The sequence below is a fragment of the Pseudomonas koreensis genome, assembly GCF_024169245.1.
Lineage (GTDB): Bacteria > Pseudomonadota > Gammaproteobacteria > Pseudomonadales > Pseudomonadaceae > Aquipseudomonas > Aquipseudomonas koreensis_F.
Genome location: NZ_JALJWP010000001.1, coordinates 5,422,038 through 5,437,667, shown reverse-complemented (window position 1 = coordinate 5,437,667; position 15,630 = coordinate 5,422,038). Strand labels below are relative to the sequence as shown.

Below are 15,630 nucleotides of genomic sequence, written 5' to 3'. Positions count from 1 at the left end.
GATCCATGTTGAACTTCATGGTTGAAGAATAGGCCCGGGCGCGGAGGGCGGCGAATCAAGGTTGGCTATTGAGTTGATAGCGGCAATGGCTGTTTTTGATGGTGTCCGATCTGGCCCCATCGCGAGCAGGCTCACTCCTACATTTGGAATGCGTTCCCCCCTGTAGGAGCTGCCGAAGGCTGCGATCTTTTGATCTTAAAGCTTCAACTGCCCAATCGCCCTGTTCAACTCCCCAGCCAACGTCGCCAGCTCATCACTGGTCGTCGCCGAGTCCACCGTCTGCTGCACGGTATTCTCAGTCACATCACGAATACTCACCACCGCCCGGTTCATCTCCTCGGCAACCTGACTCTGTTGCTCTGCCGCCACGGCGATCTGCGTGTTGCTCTCGCGCATCTGCGCCACCGCGCCGGTGATCTCAGCCAGAGCTGCGCCGGCCTCCTGCGCCTGCTGCACACAATCATCGGCCTTGTACGAACTCTCCTGCATGAAATCCACCGCATCGCGAGTGCCGGCCTGCAACGCCGCGATCATGCCGGTGATCTCGTCGGTGGACGCCTGCACGCGCTTGGCGAGGTTGCGTACTTCATCGGCGACCACGGCAAAGCCGCGACCCATTTCCCCGGCGCGTGCGGCTTCGATCGCCGCGTTGAGCGCGAGCAGATTGGTCTGTTCGGCGATGCTGTGAATCACGCTGACCACACCGCTGATCTTCTGACTGTCCTCGGCCAGGCGTTGAATCATTTCCGCCGTCTGCTGCACGCCGCTGGACAGCCCGGCAATCGACTGCTGCACCCGCGCGACCACTTGCTGGCCGCTGCCGGCGAGGCCATCGGCGGTTTTCGACAGGTCGCGAGTGGCGCCGGCGTGTTGAGCGATGTGGTAAACGGTGGCGGTCATTTCGTTGATCGCGGTGGCCGCCTGATCGGTTTCGCTCTGCTGGGCGAGCATGCCGTGACGCACATCGTTCATGCTTGAGGCCAGCCGCGCGGCACCGTCATCCAGTTGTCGCGCGGTGTTGGCAACTGTTGACACTACGCGTTGATAGCCGGCCTGCATGGCGTTGAAGGCATTGGCCATCTGCCCGACTTCGTCCCTGCCCACTAGCGGCACCCGAGCTGAAAGGTCGCCGGTTTTTTCAACGTGCAGCATCACGTCTTTCAAGGTGTTGAGCTGGCTGAGCAGGAAGCGGATCAGCAGTTGCGAAGCACCGAGCATCGCCAGCATCAGGATGAAGACCGCCAGCGCATAGTGGGCGAAGCGTTCGCTGAACACTTGGCTCAGGCTTGGCGCGTGGGCAATGACCGCCACTTGCTCGCCGTCGGCGCGGCTGAACACTTCGGCGCCGACCAACGGATTGTCGCCGAACAGCGGCATTTCATTGATGGCGTTCCAACCGACGCGGCCGCTGATTTCCAGTAGCGGTTGATCGTTGAGACGCGGCGCTTCACCGCGCTTGAAGGTCAGCACCTGAGCGGATCTGGGCAGCGCCTGCCCGGGCGGCCAGGCCTTGAGCAATTGCGCCTGCGCCTGAGCGGATGCCTGCGCGGCTTGGCTGCGGGCCTGCTGTTCGAGATGTACGGCGTACAGCACCAACAGCAGGGTGGTGACAAAGGCGACCGCGTTGACCGCCCAGAATTTGTATTTCAGCGAGATGTTGCTAAGCCAGGCACCCATGGAGGTCTTCTCTGATAGCGGAAACAGTTTTGGCAAGGTGCCATTATTGTGCCGCTATGCGGAAAACCATTTTTTGATGCGGATCAACAGATCAAAAGATCGCAGCCTTCGGCAGCTCCTACATTGGCACGACGTACATCCTGTAGGAGCTGCCGAAGGCTGCGATCTTTTGCGTGTTACACCAGCGTCGGAAGTTTAAAAAATGCCCGGGCACACGCGGTGCTATGCGCGGCCAGTGCTTCCTCGGTCTCGCCGCGATGCAACGCCACCTCGCGCAACACTTCGGTCAGATAAGCCGGCTCATTGCGGCCGTTTTTCGGTTTCGGTCGCAGCGTGCGTGGCAGCAGATACGGCGCATCGCTTTCCAGCATCAGCCGTCCCGGTTTGATCTCTTTTACCAGCGGATGCAGATGCGTGCCCCGGCGCTCGTCGCAGATCCAGCCAGTAATGCCGATGTGCAGATCCAGATCGAGGTAGCTGAACAGGGCTTTCTGTTCGCCGGTGAAGCAATGCACCACCGCCGCCGGCAGTTGATCGCGGAAGTCCTTGAGGATTTCCAGCAGGCGCTGGCTGGCATCACGCTCATGCAGGAACACCGGCAATTGCAGCTCGGCGGCCAGCGCCAGATGTTCTTCGAGAACCTTTTCCTGCTGCGGGCGTGGGGAGAAATCGCGGTTGAAATCCAGACCGCATTCACCTACCGCGACGACATTGGCTTCGTTCAACAGACTGCGCAAGCGCCGCGCGCTGTCAGCGTTCCAGTCACTCGCCGAGTGCGGGTGAATACCGGCGGTGGCGAACAGCCGTTGGCCGCTTTCGTCCAGTTGCTGGCACAGCTCCAGCGCCTGCTCGCTGCCCTCGACGCTGGTGCCGGTGAGGACCAGTTGGCAGACGCCGGCGGCGTAGGCGCGGTCGAGCACGGCCTGGTGTTTGTCGGCGAAACTGGGGTTGGTCAGGTTGACGCCGATATCGATGAGTTGCATGGTGCTACCTCGGGCCGAAGGCCGGAAAGCATATCAGAGCTGTAGATTTATAAGAAAAGGCAAGAACTACAACGACTTATGGCTGTCTGTTGAGGCCGCGGGGGACTCCGGGGTGGCGGCAATGCCATCACTGTGCCAGTCTCTCGCACTTTACCAGCGCACAAAGCGCTCTGTTTTCGTCGGTGATCTCGTCCTTTTTGCGACGCAATCGCCCCGTATTCTTTTCGGAGAGTGGATGCATCGTCCCTCGGTTCTGCTGCTGTTGTGTGCTGCGTTGCTGCTGCCGATGACGGCGGTCGCGCGCCTGCCCGGGCCGTTGCAAGCCGTGCCGGCGACCAAGGTTCGCGACCTCTCGGACATTCGCAACAGCCGCGTGTTGCGGGTGTTGGTCAATCAGAGCCGCAACAGCTCCGGCGAAGTCCAGGGCCAGGCCATTGGTGTCGAATACCACCGCCTGCGAGCCTTCGAGCAATACCTCAACGGCCATGCCCGTGACGGCCAGGACGTTACCCTCAAAATCATTCCCAAAGCCAAGGATCAACTGCTCGGCGCGTTGCAGCGTGGCGAGGGCGATATGGTCGCGCCGGGCGAATTGCTCGATCTGCCATCGGGCTATGCCGTCGCCAGCAGTGAGCCGATCGCCAGTGACGTGCCGCTGGTGCTGGTCGGCATCAAGGGCCAGCGACGCTACACCAAGGTCGAACAGCTCTCTGGCAAAACCCTGGCCCTGCCCACTGGCAGTGCGGCGGGGGAGGTGGTGAGCCAGCTCAACCAGAAACTGGCGCTGCACAAACTCGCGCCGATCAATATCGAATGGGTCGATCCAACGCTGGCAGTGGAAGACGTGCTGGAAATGGTTCAGGGCGGGATTTTCCACCTGACCATTGTCGAGCAACCGATTGCCGAGCGCTGGGGCAAGATCCTGCCGAAGCTGCGCCTCGACCGGCAACTGAGCCTCGGCGAGCCGGGCGAGGAACATTGGTTCGTGCGCCGCGACGCGTCGATGTTGCGTGCGAGCATCGATCGTTTCCTCACCGGTTACAAGAAACCGTCTGATGAAGACGCCGCTTTCCTGCGCATCTATCGGCGCCTGTATCAGGTGCACAATCCGCTGGCCAAGGCCGATCGCCAGCGTCTGGAAAAACTCCGCCCGACCCTGCAGAAGCATGCCGACGCGCAGAACATGGACTGGCTCAATCTTGCGGCGCTGGCGTTCAAGGAATCGCGTCTGCAGCCCAACGCCCGCAGCGGCAGCGGCCCGACCGGGCTGATGCAGATCACCCCATCCGCCGCGCAACGGGTCGGCGTCAGCAATATCCACAATCTCGATGCGAATGTTCAGGCCGGCGCCAAGTACCTGGCAATGATCCGCCGCAAGTTCTTCAGCAGTCCGAAACTCAACGAGCGTGAGCGCATGGCATTCACCCTCGCCGCGTACAACATCGGGCCCGAGCGCGTGCAGGGCATGCGCGCCGAAGCGCGCCGCCGTGGCCTGAATCCCAACCAGTGGTTTTTCCAGGTCGAGCGCATCGCCATGGAGCAGGTGGGAATGGGCGCCGTCAGCTATGTTAATAGCGTGAACAAGTACTACCTGGCATTCGACCGGGAGCGTGAGTCGCTGGAGCCCCGCCAGCAGAAAGTGGTCACACGGAAATAATCTATTAATTCGATTGTTATGGCGAATTTTTTGCGCTTTAAACATGAAATAAACTGATTAATATAGCGACCAACCCAAACACACAAACACTTCTGCACAACAAGGAATGCCCCATGAGCTCTCTGATCAACAAGGTTCTGTTCACCCGCGCCGGTTACGGCCTGACTGTCCTGCGCATTGCTGTCGGCGTGATATTCGCCGCCCACGGTTCGCAGAAACTCTTTGGTCTGTTCGGTGGTTACGGCCTGGCCGGCACCGCACAATGGATGGAAAGCATCGGCTTGACCCCGGGGTACCTGATGGCCTCGCTCGCCGGTGGTACCGAGTTCTTCGCCGGTCTGGCACTGATCATCGGCCTGCTGGCACGCCCGGCGGCACTCGGTCTGGCGTTCCTCTCGCTGGTCGCAATCTTCTCGGTGCACATCGGCAACGGTCTGTTCATGGCCAACAACGGTTATGAGTTCGCCCTGGCTCTGCTGGCCGGTAGCATCGCGGTACTCATCGAAGGTGCCGGCAAGCTCTCGGCGGATCGCGCCATCGCCGGTTGAAGGCTCTGGCTCAAGGCAAAGGCCCGCATTGCGCGGGCCTTTTTTTGTTGCGGGCGATTCTTGACACTGATCAGTCACGTTCTCTAGGATGTTGCTCCTGCGCCGATTTAAACAGCTACTTGCGGGGCGCCAGGTGACTTCTACAGTTACCGTCAGAAGCCGGAACAGGGCTTCGAAATACCGCTAAAGCGCTGGTTCGGTGTTGCCTCTCACCTGCCATGCAGACTTTTGAGGCAGAGACACGACAGATGAACGCACTAAGCCCTCCAGCACGTCCCGCGCCGATCACGGCACATATCACCCAGCGCAACCCGAAAATCCTGCTTGGCGGCAAACATCAGCCGACGCTGTTGCGTTATCTCGATGGCTGGCCACGTCGCAGCGGCGGTCCTGCCGCGTTCCTGATCCAGTTTGTCGATGACGGTGAGTCGCTGGCGCGTTTCGCTACGGACAGCTTTGATCTGGCGGTGATTCAGGCGCCGAGCGCAGAAGATGCGCCGGAAATGATCAAGCAACTGACCCGCGTCGCTCGGCAGGGCTTGATCACTCGGCGCTGATTGGCCTTACGGATATTCAATCGCAACGATATAAACGAACTGCTCGCCGGTCGGCGTCTGCACCCGCACTTCGGCGTCGAGTGCCTTGCCGATCAGCGCGCGGGCCAGCGGCGAGTCGATGCTGATCAAACCCTGTTTGAGGTCCAGTTCATCGGGGCCGACGATGCGGTAGCGCGATTGCTTGCCGTCTTCGTCTTCGATGGTTACCCAGGCGCCGAAATAGACCTTGTTCGGGTCGCTGGGTTTTTCGCTGACCACCTTGAGCGCTTCCAGGCGTTTGGTGAGAAAACGCACGCGGCTGTCGATTTCGCGCAGCATCTTCTTGCCGTAGGTGTACTCGGCGTTTTCCGAACGATCTCCCTGCGCCGCCGCTTCACTCACGGCCTGGGTGACCTGCGGGCGACGCACATGCCACAACTCATGGAATTCGGCACGCATCCGCGCTTCACCCTCGGGGGTGATCAACGCGGTGCCAGCGGTGCGGGGAGGGCGATAACGGCTCATGGCGACTTCTTGTGATTAAGAGCGCCTGAGTCTATCAACCCTCGCGCAACACTGTCAGCGGGCTGGCGTTCAGTGCGCGACGCGTGCCGAACACGCCGGCGCCACCAATCAGTGCAGCGCCAATCAACGGCAGCACCAGCAGCCATGGATGCGGATGCCACGGCAGGTCGAAGGCGAAGCGGTACAGCACCAGACTGACCACCTCGGAACCGATTGCCGCGAGCAAGCCGCTGACTGCGCCCAACAAACCAAATTCGATGCGTCGCGCCTTGATCAGCAATTGCCGCTCGGCACCCAGCGCGCGCAACAGCGCACCCTGACGAATGCGTTCATCCAGCGTCGCTTGCAAGCCGGAGAACAACACCGCCATCCCCGCGGCGAGAACGAACAACAACACATATTCCACCGCCAGGGTGACTTGGGCGAGGATGCTGCGCAGCTGTTCGAGCAAGGCTTCGACCTGCAGGATGGTCACCGCCGGGAAGGTCCGCGACAGCTCGACGATCTGCTGATCGTGCCCCGGCGCCAGGTAGAAACTGGTCAGGTAGGTGGCCGGAAGATCCTTCAAGGTGCCTGGCTGGAAGATCATGAAGAAGTTCGGCTGGAAGTTGTCCCAGTTGATCTCGCGCAGGCTGGTGACCTTCGCTTCGCGATTGACCCCACCGACGCTGAATACCATGTGATCGCCGAGTTTGAGTTTCAGGCTTTCGGCAACCTTGCCTTCCACCGAGACCCCCGGCACGTCGTCGGACGGCTGACCGCTCCACCATGAGCCGGCGGTGAGCTTGTTGCCGGCCGGCAGATCCGCCGCCCAGGTCAGGCTCAGATCGCGTTGAATGGCGCGGTCACCCGCCGAGTCCTTGCTGACGATTTGCTGCACCGGCTCGCCATTGATGCTGATCAGTCGTCCTGGCACCACCGGATACAGCGGCGCCGCTTGCGCTGAGACCTTGATCAGATGATCGGCGAAGGCCTGTTTGTCCGCCGGGAGGATATTCAGCGCGAAGTAGTTCGGAGCGTTTTTCGGTAGCTGGTTTTGCCAGGTGTCGAGCAGTTCGCCGCGCAGCAGCGCGATCAGCGCCATCGACAGCAGGATCAGACCGAACGCCAGCGACTGCCCGGCCGCCGCCAATGGATGACGCAACAACTGGCCAAGGCCCAGACGCCATGGCAACGAAGCGCGGGCGAGCATGCGGCGCAGGCTTTGCAGCAATAACAGCAGCAGGCCGCCCAGCACCAGCGCGGCGACCACGCCACCGCCGAGCAGGGCGAAGGTCAGCAGCAGGTCGAGGCTCAGACGCCACATGATCAGGCCCAGCGCACCCAGCGCCGCGCCGTAGACCATCCACGTACTCGAAGGGATCGGCAGCATATCGCGACGCAATACCCGCAGCGGTGGCACGCGACCCAGTGCAGCCAATGGCGGCAAGGCAAAACCGGCTAGTGCCACCAGCCCGGTGCCGATCCCGGCAATCGCCGGAAACAGGCCACCCGGCGGCACATCGCTCGGCAGTAAATCATGCAACAGTGCGAACAGCCCCAGTTGCGCCAGCCAGCCGAGCAGGGCGCCACTGATGGCGGCAATCAGGCCGAGCACGGTCAGTTGCAGGCTGAACAGCACCATGGTTTCCCGGCGCGACAAACCAAGGCAGCGCAGCAAGGCACTGGCGTCGAAACGCCGACTGGCGAAACGGTTGGCCGACAACGCCACCGCCACCCCGGCCAACAACACCGCGACCAGACTGGCCATGTTCAGATAGCGTTCGGCCTTGCCAAGCGCACCACCAATCTGCCGGTTACCGTCACGGGCGTCCTGAATTCGCTGGTTTGCAGCGAGGCCCGGTTTGATCAACTCGCGATAGGTTTCCAGCGCCTGCGGTTCGCCGCGCCACAGTTCGCGGTAACTCACCCGGCTGCCCGGTTGCACCACGCCGGTCGCGGCGAGGTCCTCAAGATTGATCAGCACCCGTGGCGTCAGGCTGTAGAAGTTGCCGGCGCGATCCGGCTCATAGGTGAGCACGCGAGTCAGCTTCAAAGTCTTCATGCCGACGTCGATGCTGTCGCCGATCTTCAGATCCAGCGCGGTCAACAGACGCGCCTCAACCCAGGCTTCACCGGGTTGCGGTTCGCCGCCGACTTCTTCATGGGCAAATGGCGCGGGCGCACTTTTCAGCTCGCCACGCAATGGATAGGCGCGGTCGACGGCTTTGATGCTCGACAGCTGAATGCCGTTGTCGGTGGCAATGACGCTGGAGAATTCCACCACTTGCGCATGCTTCAGGCGCAATTCGGTGCCGCTGCGGATTTGCTCCTCGCGGGCCGGCGAGCTGCCTTCCAGCACCAGATCGGCGCCAAGAAACTCGGTCGCGCGCAGCATCATCGCGCCGTTCAGGCGGGCACCGAAATAGCCAATCGCGGTGCTCGCCGCGACGGCCACCACCAGTGCAAAGAACAACACGCGCAATTCTCCGGCGCGGGCATCGCGCATGAGCTGGCGCAGGGCAAGGCTGAACAGACGCAACAGCGGCAGACGTGCCATCAAGGCTCCAGAGGGGCGACCAGCAGCCCGGCTTCAAGACGGATCAGGCGCCGGCAGCGATGGGCCAGGCGTTCATCGTGGGTCACCAGCACCAGGGTGGTGCCGCGTTCCTTGTTCAATTCGAACAGCAAGTCGCTGATGCGCTCGCCGGTGTGGCTGTCAAGGTTGCCGGTCGGCTCGTCGGCGAACAGCACGTCCGGTTCGGCGGCGAAGGCGCGGGCGATGGCCACGCGTTGCTGTTCGCCACCGGAGAGCTGGCGCGGCGAGTGAGTCAGGCGCTGGCCGAGGCCGACGCGCTGGAGCAGTTGTGTGGCGCGCTCGCGGGCATCTTTGCGGCCATCGAGTTCGAGCGGCAGCATGACGTTTTCCAGCGCATTGAGGCTGTCGAGTAATTGAAACGACTGGAAGACAAACCCGACATGCTCGGCGCGGATTCGTGCGCGCTGGTCTTCGTCGAGGCTGCTCAGGCCCTGGCCGGCGAGGGTGACTTCGCCACTGCTCGGCAGGTCGAGCCCGGCGAGCAGGCCGAGGAGGGTGGATTTGCCGGAACCGGACGCGCCGACGATGGCCAGGCTGTCGCCCTTGTTCAGTTCCAGGCTGAGTTCGTGCAGGATAGTCAGTTCACCTTCCGCGCTAGGGACCACTTTGCTGAGGTTCTTCGCGGTGAGAATGCTTGCGCCCATGGAGAATCCGATGCGTGTATGGTTTTTGAGTGCTGGCCTGGCCTTGATGTGCATGGCCCAGAACGCAGCGGCGGGTACTGTCCTGATCGTTGGCGATAGTATCAGCGCCGGTTTCGGCCTGGATACCCGTCTGGGGTGGGTGTCGCTGCTCGAGCAGCGGCTCAAACAGGAGGGTTTCGACGATAAAGTGGTCAATGCCTCGATCAGCGGTGACACCAGTGCCGGAGGCCAGGCGCGGCTGCCGGCGCTGCTTGCAGAGCATAAGCCTGCGCTGGTGATCCTCGAGCTGGGTGGCAACGACGGACTGCGCGGAATGCCGCCAACGCAATTGCAACAAAATCTTGCCTCGATGATCGACAGCTCACGCCAGAGCGGCGCCAAAGTGCTGTTGCTCGGCATGCAACTGCCGCCCAATTATGGCAAGCGTTACACCGATTCGTTCGCCGAGGTTTACGGCACGCTCGCCGAAGAGAAAAACATCCCGTTGGTGCCGTTTTTTCTTGAAGGCGTCGGCGGCCATCCGGACCTGATGCAGGCCGACGGTCTGCACCCGGCCGCCGGGGCTCAGGGCAAGTTGCTGGAAAATGTCTGGCCGACGCTAAAACCGCTGTTATGAGGCTTTTCTAGTGGCAGGCTTTCGGCTAATGTGGCGCCCCCGAATTTGGAGCCCCCGATGCCGCGTCCTGCCTGGTCCCTGTTTGCCTACCAACTGATCGAGCCTGACGAGCAGCTGGACCTGTTCGCCTGCCAGGAAGTGCGGGTGCATCTGGTGACGCGTCAGCTGGAACTCGGTGGCTCGGCCGATCGCACCCTTTGTGGCAGCCTGTTGCCGGCGCAACCGCGCTGGTCGAGCGTGGATCGCCGGGTGTTCCAGGATCAGCGTCTGTGCTCGCTGTGCCGGGCGATTCTCGAATCGCAGAAGCGCGGCACCTCGCCGATCTGGCCTGAGCTGCGTTTCGAACTTTAAGAACAAAGATCGCAGCCTCGTTGCACTCGTCAGCTCCTACAGGGGAATGCGTTCCAGATGTAGGAGCTGACGAGTGCAACGAGGCTGCGATCTTTCAGGGCGCGACACGGTCCATCGGCGTCTCTCCCGAATCCCCAGGCCGCGGTGTACAATCGCGCTCTTATACCCTTGATGATCATGCGAAGGATTTTCCGGATGTTGCCGCGCTTTCCTGCCGTCACCCGCTGCCTGTCACTTGCCGCCCTGTGTGTGGCCGGTCCCGTTGCTGCATTGGAGCTTCCTCTGCCACCACCCGGCGAGGACATCGTCGGCCAGGTGCAGGTGATCAAAGCCAAATACGAAGACACCTTTGCCGATCTGGGTACCACCTATGATCTGGGCTATTCGGAAATGGTCGCGGCCAACCCGGGCATCGATGCCTGGCTGCCCGGCGCGGGTACCGAGATCGTCCTGCCGACGCGCTTCATCCTGCCACCGGGCCCGCGTGAAGGCATCGTCATCAACCTCGCCGAATACCGCCTCTATTACTACCCGAAAGGCCGCGACGTGGTGTACACGTTCCCGCTGGGCATCGGCCGCGAAGGCTGGGGCTCGCCGATCGCGCACACCTCGATCATCGCCAAGACGCCGAACCCGACGTGGACGCCTCCGGCCTCGATCAAGGCCGAGCACGCCGCTGACGGTGATCCGCTGCCGAACGTGGTGCCGGCCGGCCCCGACAACCCGCTGGGCCCGTTCAAGTTCACCCTCGGTACGCCGGGCTACCTGATCCACGGTTCGAACAAGAAGTTCGGCATCGGCATGCGCACCAGTCACGGTTGCTTCCGCATGTTCAACAACAACGTGCTGGAAATGGCCGGCATGGTCCCGGTCGGCACCTCGGTGCGCATCATCAACGACCCGTACAAGTTCGGTCGCAGTGGCGGCAAGGTCTATCTGGAAGCGCACACGCCGCTCGACGACAAGGGCAACCCGTCGGTGGTCGACAAGCACACAGCGGTGATCAACGCGATGCTCAAGCGTGAAGACATCACCGGCAACCTGCGCATGAACTGGGATGTGGTGCGGGATGTGGTCGCAGCCGAGGATGGCCTGCCGGTAGAGATCGCCGTGCCGAATACCTCGGCGCCGATGGTGAGCAGTGCACCGATCGACCTGCAGCAATAAGCGTTGATCGAAACCCGCCGAGGCGTGCAGCGTCGGCGGGTTTTTTATGGCCCGGAGAAAAGCACCGGTCACAAAAAAGCCGACCCGGAAACCGGATCGGCTCGATAACAATCCCGAGGGATTATTACTTGCGGCTAGCTTTTTCCAGCATGCGCAGAGCACGCTCGTTAGCTTCGTCAGCAGTCTGTTGTGCTTTTTGAGCAGCAGCCAGAGCTTCATCAGCTTTACGGTAAGCTTCGTCTGCACGAGCCTGGGAGCGAGCAGCTGCGTCTTCAGTAGCGGTCAGACGTGCTTCGGTTTCTTTCGATGCGCTGCTGCAACCGGTAGCCAGAACTGCGGCCAGAGCCAGAGCAGAGAATTTCAGAACGTTGTTCATCGTGTTCCCCTTCAAGGACTTTCAAATTAAGTGGCTGTCTCCTCACGATTGAGGAAATAGCCGGCGTACATACTACCCATTACTTGTAGTAAGTAAACTGACGTAGCGCAAGAAGCAAAAAAAATTGTAGGCGTTGATTCTTTTTCGAGCAACTTTTAACCGCGCTGTATAAAAAATATCCAGCTGCAAGCCCCGGCGTGAGCGACTCAAACGGAAAAAGTTCCCGCGCTCGCCTGCTGTTTTTGCGACTTCGGCTAAAGTCTTTCTAAATGAATCGTCCACACTTTTGTTGCGCTTCTGCGAACCGCTTCGCGTATCTTTGTTGATGTACGGGGTGACTTTAAAAAAGGTTACACGTCTTAAGTCTCAACATTCCGGCAATGTTCAGGCAAACGGCACGCAAGAGCGTCTTGCATGCCTGGCCTGCGAGCATCGAAGCCTTTGCGCCCAAACCGTCCGATGACAAGCGTGCCTTGAGCATTTTTGCCAATGGTGCCTACTATTGAGCAGGTGTCAGGTAGCGCGAGATCGGTGTGGCTCTTCTCGGTGTCCATCAGGCACGGGGTGGCGTAGATGTTCCTTCGCCGGGAAAACATCGGTAAGGTAGGGGTCACAATTCAAGACCCGCGAGGAGTAGTGATGAGCGAGGCGTTGTCCATCCACCATGACCAGGCTGGTCATCAATTCGAGACCACTGTGGACGGTCACCGTGCTTACCTGACCTACATGGATCTGGGCAAGCAGACCCTGGATATCTATCGCACCTTCGTGCCCAATGCCCTGCGCGGCCGTGGCATTGCCGCAGCGCTGACCGAACGCGCGCTGCAATACGCTGACGAAATGGGCTACACGGTGATTCCATCCTGCTCCTACGTCGAGCGCTATATGGAACGCCATCAGCGCCGCGCTGCGAAAATCTGAATCGCACACACAAAAACGCCGGACAATGTCCGGCGTTTTTTTATGCCTGCAAAACCACGCTTACGTGCGCTGACGTTTCGGCAACACGTCCTTGAGCTTGGCGTGCATGCTGCGCAGAGTATTTTCGGTGGCGGACCAATCGATGCAGGCATCGGTGATCGACACGCCGTATTGCAGGTCGGCGAGGTCTTTAGGGATCGCCTGGCAGCCCCAGTTCAAGTGGCTTTCAACCATCAGACCGATGATCGACTGGTTGCCTTCGAGGATCTGGTTGGCGACGTTCTCCATCACCAGCGGTTGCAGGGCCGGGTCCTTGTTGGAGTTGGCGTGGCTGCAGTCGACCATGATGTTCGGCTTGATCTTCGCCTCGTTCAGCGCCTGCTCGCAGAGCGCAACGCTGACCGAGTCGTAGTTCGGCTTGCCATTACCGCCACGCAGCACCACGTGACCGTAGGCGTTGCCTTTGGTGGTAACGATCGACACGCCACCTTCCTGGTTGATGCCGAGGAAACGGTGCGGGCTGGACACCGACTGCAACGCGTTGATCGCCACGGTCAGGCCGCCGTCGGTGCCGTTCTTGAAGCCGACCGCCGAGGACAGGCCGGAAGCCATTTCGCGGTGAGTCTGCGATTCGGTGGTACGCGCGCCGATGGCCGACCAGCTGATCAGATCCTGCAGATACTGCGGGGAGATCGGGTCGAGGGCTTCGGTCGCGGTCGGCAGGCCTTTCTCGGCCAGGTCGAGCAGCAACTGACGACCGATGTGCAGACCGTCCTGGATCTTGAACGAGTCGTCCAGATACGGATCGTTGATCAGACCTTTCCAGCCGACGGTGGTACGCGGCTTCTCGAAATACACGCGCATGACCAGGTACAGAGTGTCGGAGACTTCCTCGGCCAGCACCTTGAGGCGATCGGCGTATTCGTGGGCAGCCTTGATGTCATGAATCGAGCACGGGCCGATCACGACGAACAGACGGTGGTCGGTGCCATCGAGAATGTTGCGAATGACTTCGCGGCCCTTGGTGACGGTGCGCAGGGCGACGTCGCTCAGGGGGATATCACGCTTGAGCTGATCGGGAGTGATCAGGGTCTCGTTAGAGGCGACGTTTAGGTCGTTGATCGGTAAATCAGCCATCGTTTACTCGTCAGGTCACGGGTGCCGGCCGCCAGCGACCCCGCGCGGCGGAGCACAGCAGATTTAGCGCGTCGGGGGAGCCGAACCTTAGCGCGTCAGACGCGGCTCGACAATGGGCAAACCGTGCTTTAGTCCAGCGCTGGCTGCGCAAAAGCCTTGCAAAGGTTGTCGTGGGAGAACTCTTCGGCATGCTCCTCGACCCATTGCAGGGCCAGCGCCTGAATATCCTGCAGATCATTGTGGCTGTCCTGCATGCGCGAATAGCGTTCGATCTGACACACCTGCTCACCCATTCGCGCGCTGAAGAGGGTCTGTTCGTCAGTGAAAGCGATGCCCACCAGATAGCCTTTTTTGCGGCGCAGGCACCAGGCCACATAGCCCGGATAACTGAAGTCGGCATTCAGCGTCGGCATGCGCACTTGCAGCGCGGTGCCGTGGCGCCAGGCGCGGTGGTAATTGCAAGCGATGCCGCCGAGGCTGATAGTGTGCAGCTGTTGTCTGGAAATGCATTCAGGCTTGAGTAACGTCAATTCAACCGGAACTTCGTCCGGATGAGGAATGAAACGTCCCATGAGCACAGACTCCCTGTGTCGGCCATCTGACATTGTTTCCCCCAGTATAGTGGGCGAATCCGAGCTGACCGACTTAGACGCCGACCAGCGGCTGCTGGCCATGGACGGTGTGTCGTTGGTGATTTTCACCAGCGTCGGCTGCGCCAGTTGTCGCTATGCCCGCGAGGTGTTGCCGGGCATGCCGCTGGCGATCGATCGGCTGTGCTGGATCGACGCCGGTAATAACGGCGGGCTGGTCGAGCGTTATCAGGTGTTTCATTTGCCGGCGCTGTTTGTGGTGCGCGACGGTGAGTTTTTTGGCGCAGTGCACGCTCGCCTGACGGTTGCTGAACTCAACCAGGCAGTGGCGCAGGCGCTGGGTCGAATTGCAGAGGAGTTGCCATGAGCGAGACAGTCAGCAAACCGGTGGTGGGGATTATCGGCACCGGTGCAATCGGTGGTTTTTACGGGGTGATGCTGGCGCGTGCCGGTTTCGACGTGCACTTCTTGTTGCGCAGCGAATTTTCCGCAGTGGCGGAGCGTGGTTTGCAGATCAACAGTGCGGTGCATGGTGTGTTGACGTTGAATCCGGCCAATGTCTATCGCGCCGCCGAAGACATGCCGCCCTGTGACTGGCTGCTGGTCGGCACCAAGACCACCAGCAACGCCGGCCTCGCGCCAGCGATCATTCAAGCGGCCAAATCTGACGCAAAAGTGCTGTTGCTGCAAAACGGTCTGGATGTCGAAGACAGCCTGCGGCCGCTGCTGCCGGATTCGCTGCATCTGCTCGGCGGCCTGTGCCTGATCTGCGTGAATCGCGAAGGCCCGGGGCAGATTACCCATCAGGCCCTTGGCGCGGTAAACGTCGGTTACCACAGCGGTCCCGCGATCGATGAAGTGGCGCGCATGGCGATCGTCGAGGAGGGCGCCGGGCTGTTCCGCGCGGCCGGTATTGAGTCGCAGGCGATGGCGAATCTGCATCAGGCGCGCTGGCAGAAACTGGTGTGGAATATCCCGTATAACGGCCTTTCGGTGTTGCTCGGCGCGGGCACTGAAGTGCTGATGGCCGATGCCGACAGCCGCATGTCGATTCAGGCGCTGATGGCCGAAGTGGTGCAGGGTGCCAAGGCCTGTGGATACGAGATCCCGCCTGGTTATGCCGAGTACCTGTTCACCATGACGGAAAAAATGCCCGACTACTGGCCGAGCATGTACCACGACTTTTCGCACAAGCGCCCGCTGGAGCTAGAGGCGATCTACGCCCGGCCACTGGCGGCGGCGAAAGCGGCGGGCTGCGAGTTGCCGCGCATCGAGGCGTTGTATCGCCATTTGGGTTTTATCGACCGACGCAATATTTGAGTCG

At 60.9% G+C, this 15,630-nt stretch carries 17 protein-coding genes; 9 read left to right on the top strand and 8 right to left on the bottom strand.

Annotated features, from left to right (window positions below; genetic code table 11):
* Nucleotides 1-195 precede the first annotated feature (195 nt).
* Both J2Y90_RS24080 and J2Y90_RS24075 read right to left on the bottom strand, forming a co-directional pair.
* Nucleotides 196-1,677 (bottom strand): methyl-accepting chemotaxis protein, encoded by a 1,482-nt coding sequence (locus J2Y90_RS24080; protein WP_253504105.1) that lies wholly within the window; start codon nt 1,675-1,677, stop codon nt 196-198.
* Nucleotides 1,678-1,853: 176 nt separating this feature from the next.
* A complete protein-coding gene (locus J2Y90_RS24075) occupies nt 1,854-2,660 on the bottom strand; it encodes a TatD family hydrolase (protein ID WP_253504102.1) in 807 nt (268 codons plus the stop codon).
* Nucleotides 2,661-2,895: 235 nt separating this feature from the next.
* Here J2Y90_RS24075 and J2Y90_RS24070 point away from each other — a divergent pair, with 235 nt between their 5' ends.
* The 3 genes from J2Y90_RS24070 (at nt 2,896) to J2Y90_RS24060 (ending at nt 5,422) form a co-directional block, all read left to right on the top strand.
* A complete protein-coding gene (locus J2Y90_RS24070; RefSeq protein ID WP_253504099.1) occupies nt 2,896-4,317 on the top strand; it encodes a transglycosylase SLT domain-containing protein in 1,422 nt (473 codons plus the stop codon).
* Between the two features lie 113 nt (nt 4,318-4,430).
* Entirely contained in the window at nt 4,431-4,865 is a 435-nt protein-coding gene (locus J2Y90_RS24065) for a DoxX family protein (RefSeq protein WP_016770887.1), read from the top strand.
* Between the two features lie 248 nt (nt 4,866-5,113).
* The gene (locus J2Y90_RS24060; protein WP_253504096.1) at nt 5,114-5,422 is read left to right on the top strand and encodes a class I SAM-dependent methyltransferase; all 309 of its coding nucleotides are present in this window, start codon (nt 5,114-5,116) and stop codon (nt 5,420-5,422) included.
* A 6-nt stretch (nt 5,423-5,428) separates the two neighbouring features.
* Here the strand turns inward: J2Y90_RS24060 and greB are convergent, their stop codons facing one another.
* Genes greB through J2Y90_RS24045 form a run of 3 tightly spaced genes read right to left on the bottom strand, consistent with a single transcriptional unit; the run spans nt 5,429 to nt 9,148 of the window.
* Complete coding sequence (gene greB, locus J2Y90_RS24055; protein WP_071173132.1) at nt 5,429-5,926, bottom strand: transcription elongation factor GreB; 498 nt, start codon at nt 5,924-5,926, stop codon at nt 5,429-5,431.
* A gap of 34 nt (nt 5,927-5,960) precedes the next feature.
* The gene (locus J2Y90_RS24050) at nt 5,961-8,465 is read right to left on the bottom strand and encodes an ABC transporter permease (protein WP_253504093.1); all 2,505 of its coding nucleotides are present in this window, start codon (nt 8,463-8,465) and stop codon (nt 5,961-5,963) included.
* Nucleotides 8,465-9,148 (bottom strand): ABC transporter ATP-binding protein, encoded by a 684-nt coding sequence (locus J2Y90_RS24045; RefSeq protein WP_253504090.1) that lies wholly within the window; start codon nt 9,146-9,148, stop codon nt 8,465-8,467. Before J2Y90_RS24045 ends, J2Y90_RS24050 begins: the two co-directional genes overlap by 1 nt.
* 10 nt (nt 9,149-9,158) lie before the next feature.
* Here J2Y90_RS24045 and J2Y90_RS24040 point away from each other — a divergent pair, with 10 nt between their 5' ends.
* The 3 genes from J2Y90_RS24040 (at nt 9,159) to J2Y90_RS24030 (ending at nt 11,282) form a co-directional block, all read left to right on the top strand.
* Nucleotides 9,159-9,764: an arylesterase gene (locus tag J2Y90_RS24040; RefSeq protein ID WP_253504088.1), complete on the top strand. Its 606-nt coding sequence runs from the start codon at nt 9,159-9,161 to the stop codon at nt 9,762-9,764.
* Nucleotides 9,765-9,821: 57 nt separating this feature from the next.
* A complete protein-coding gene (locus J2Y90_RS24035; protein WP_003226812.1) occupies nt 9,822-10,115 on the top strand; it encodes a hypothetical protein in 294 nt (97 codons plus the stop codon).
* A gap of 195 nt (nt 10,116-10,310) precedes the next feature.
* Nucleotides 10,311-11,282: a L,D-transpeptidase family protein gene (locus J2Y90_RS24030; RefSeq protein WP_150637750.1), complete on the top strand. Its 972-nt coding sequence runs from the start codon at nt 10,311-10,313 to the stop codon at nt 11,280-11,282.
* 124 nt (nt 11,283-11,406) lie between these two features.
* Here J2Y90_RS24030 and oprI read toward each other — a convergent pair whose 3' ends face one another.
* The gene (oprI, locus tag J2Y90_RS24025; protein ID WP_003183784.1) at nt 11,407-11,658 is read right to left on the bottom strand and encodes an outer membrane lipoprotei OprI; all 252 of its coding nucleotides are present in this window, start codon (nt 11,656-11,658) and stop codon (nt 11,407-11,409) included.
* A 639-nt stretch (nt 11,659-12,297) separates the two neighbouring features.
* Between oprI and J2Y90_RS24020 the strand changes: the two genes are divergently transcribed.
* Nucleotides 12,298-12,579 carry a GNAT family N-acetyltransferase gene (locus J2Y90_RS24020; protein ID WP_253504085.1) on the top strand — a complete coding sequence of 94 codons (282 nt, stop codon included), beginning with the start codon at nt 12,298-12,300 and terminating at the stop codon, nt 12,577-12,579.
* A 60-nt stretch (nt 12,580-12,639) separates the two neighbouring features.
* On the opposite strand, the gene J2Y90_RS24015 is transcribed toward J2Y90_RS24020, so the two are convergent.
* The gene (locus J2Y90_RS24015) at nt 12,640-13,716 is read right to left on the bottom strand and encodes a 3-deoxy-7-phosphoheptulonate synthase (protein ID WP_253504083.1); all 1,077 of its coding nucleotides are present in this window, start codon (nt 13,714-13,716) and stop codon (nt 12,640-12,642) included.
* 128 nt (nt 13,717-13,844) lie between these two features.
* Complete coding sequence (locus tag J2Y90_RS24010; RefSeq protein ID WP_253504080.1) at nt 13,845-14,288, bottom strand: PilZ domain-containing protein; 444 nt, start codon at nt 14,286-14,288, stop codon at nt 13,845-13,847.
* Between J2Y90_RS24010 and J2Y90_RS24005 the strand changes: the two genes are divergently transcribed.
* Both J2Y90_RS24005 and J2Y90_RS24000 read left to right on the top strand, forming a co-directional pair.
* Nucleotides 14,287-14,673 carry a thioredoxin family protein gene (locus J2Y90_RS24005; RefSeq protein WP_253504077.1) on the top strand — a complete coding sequence of 129 codons (387 nt, stop codon included), beginning with the start codon at nt 14,287-14,289 and terminating at the stop codon, nt 14,671-14,673. The genes J2Y90_RS24010 and J2Y90_RS24005 overlap by 2 nt on opposite strands.
* Nucleotides 14,670-15,626 carry a putative 2-dehydropantoate 2-reductase gene (locus tag J2Y90_RS24000; protein WP_253504074.1) on the top strand — a complete coding sequence of 319 codons (957 nt, stop codon included), beginning with the start codon at nt 14,670-14,672 and terminating at the stop codon, nt 15,624-15,626. The genes J2Y90_RS24005 and J2Y90_RS24000 overlap by 4 nt, the downstream gene beginning before the upstream one ends.
* Nucleotides 15,627-15,630 lie beyond the last annotated feature (4 nt).